Genomic DNA, 2,004 nt, shown 5'->3' on the forward strand with positions numbered 1-2,004 from the left:
GCGGTCCCACCGCAGCTCCCCGGCCAGGGACCGGGGCGGCACCGTGCCCTGCCGCCGCAGCAGCGCCAGATACAGCAGCGCCGCATCCCCGTCGCCCCGGTCCAGCAGCCGCTTCACCGTGGCCGCGGACAGGGTGACGCTCTCATCCCCGGTATGTACCAGACAACTGGGCATCCTCCGCCCCTCCCCTCGTTTTGAACTTCCCCTATTCTACACGATTTTCCCCGGCAGGACAAGCCCCGGCGGAAAAAGTCCGCACCTGCCCCAGCTTCTGGCGGAAATGTGAATTTTTTCAAAACCTCCCGTTTTTCTGTGGCGCTGTCTTTTTTCCTATGATATACTATAATTTATGATAATGGGCGGCATCTGCCCTGCCGCTGATCAATCTACCGACGAGGGGGAAGTTGTTTATGGCAAATCGCGTGGTCATCAACATCTGCGGGGAGGAGCTCACCTTCATTGCGGAGGAGTCCTCTTCTTACATGCAGCGGGTGGGCGCCTACGTCAATGATAAAATGGCGGAGGTCCTGGACAGCTCCAAAGTGGGCCGCACGGATGCCGCCGTCCTCACCGCCGTCAACATTGCCGACGAGCTCTTCAAGGCCCAGGCCGCGGCGGAGCAGCTCCGGGGCCAGATCAAGGGGTATCTGGACGAGGCCGGCAGGGCCCAGAGCGAGGCCAGCGAGCTGAAGCGGGAGGTCTTCCGCCTCCAGCAGAAGCTGGACGCCCAGGCCCGGAAGGACCGGGGATGAGGCCGGAGCTGCTGGCCCCCGCCGGTTCGCCGGAGGCTCTGCGGGCGGCGGTCCAGAACGGCGCGGACGCGGTGTACCTGGGCTGGGGCGCCTTCAACGCCCGCAGGGGCGCGAAAAATTTTTCTGATGAGGAGTTCGCCGCCGCCCTGGCCTACTGCCACGAGCGGGGGGTCCGGGTCTTTCTGACGCTGAACACCCTGGTGACGGACCGGGAGCTGCCCCAGGCGCTGGAGACAGCCGTTCAGGCCGGCCGCCTGGGGGTGGACGCGGTGCTGGTGCAGGACTGGGGGCTGTTCGGCCTGCTGCGCCGGACGCTGCCGGATCTGCCCCTCCACGCCAGCACCCAGATGAGCCTGTTCACCTCCGGCGGTGCCCGAGAGATCGCCGCCGACGGCTGCGAGCGGGTGGTCATTGCCCGGGAGTGTTCGGCGGAGGACACCCGTACGATCTGTGAAAACTGCCCTGTGGAAGTGGAGGTCTTTGCCCACGGGGCGCTGTGCATGTGCTACTCCGGCCAGTGCGGGATGAGCGCCCTGATCGGGGGCCGCTCCGGAAACCGGGGCCGCTGCGCCCAGCCCTGCCGCCTGCCCTACGGGGTTAACGCCCCCGCCAAAAAGGCATATCCCCTGAGCCTGAAGGACAGCTGTCTGGCCGGACGGCTGGAGGAGATGGAGGCCATGGGCGTATCCTGCGTGAAGCTGGAGGGCCGCATGAAGCGGCCGGAGTATGTGGCCGTCATCACCCGCATCTACGCCCGCCTGCTGGAGGAGGGCCGTGGTCCCACCGCCGACGAGCGGGCGGAGCTGGAGCAGGCCTTCTCCCGGTCCGGCTTCACCGACTGGTACTGGCAGGGCAAACACGGCGCTGCCATGTTCGGCACCCGTCCGGAGAACGCTCCGGACCCCAAGGACCTCTTTGAGGAGGCCCGCCGGGCCTATGAACGGGACAGCCTGCGGACGGTGCCGGTGGATCTCTCCTGCTCCGTTTCCGCGGGGGTGCCCTGCACCCTGACTGTGTCGGACCGGGACGGCCACAGCGTCACGGTCACCGGCCCGGTGCCGGAGGCCGCCCGGACCCGGGCCCTGGATGGACTGGAGCTGGAAGCCCGCCTCCGCAAGACCGGCGGCACCGCCTACCGCTGCGACACCGTGGTCACCCTGGTAGATGAGGGGCTGTCCCTCTCCGCCAGTGCCGTCAATGCCCTGCGGCGGGATGCGCTGGCGGCTCTCACCGCCGCCCGCACTGCGCCGCC

Annotated in this window: 2 protein-coding genes; both read left to right on the forward strand. The window is 67.6% G+C overall.

The genetic code is table 11. From position 1 onward, the window contains the following. The first annotated feature begins 410 nt into the window (after positions 1-410). The gene (locus HMPREF1546_RS10695; RefSeq protein WP_021751185.1) at positions 411-752 is read left to right on the forward strand and encodes a cell division protein ZapA; all 342 of its coding nucleotides are present in this window, start codon (positions 411-413) and stop codon (positions 750-752) included. Further along, positions 749-2,004: U32 family peptidase (locus HMPREF1546_RS10700; protein WP_021751924.1), on the forward strand; the 1,256-nt coding region annotated here is incomplete at its 3' end. The genes HMPREF1546_RS10695 and HMPREF1546_RS10700, both read left to right, overlap by 4 nt.

Origin of the sequence: Oscillibacter sp. KLE 1745 (genome assembly GCF_000469445.2) — a bacterium.
Classification (GTDB): Bacteria; Bacillota; Clostridia; order Oscillospirales; family Oscillospiraceae; genus Oscillibacter; species Oscillibacter welbionis.

What these genes read in the sequence shown, in the direction of transcription:
- HMPREF1546_RS10695 (WP_021751185.1), top strand. Translation starts at nt 411, where the DNA reads ATGGCAAATCGCGTGGTCATCAACATCTGCGGGGAGGAGCTCACCTTC.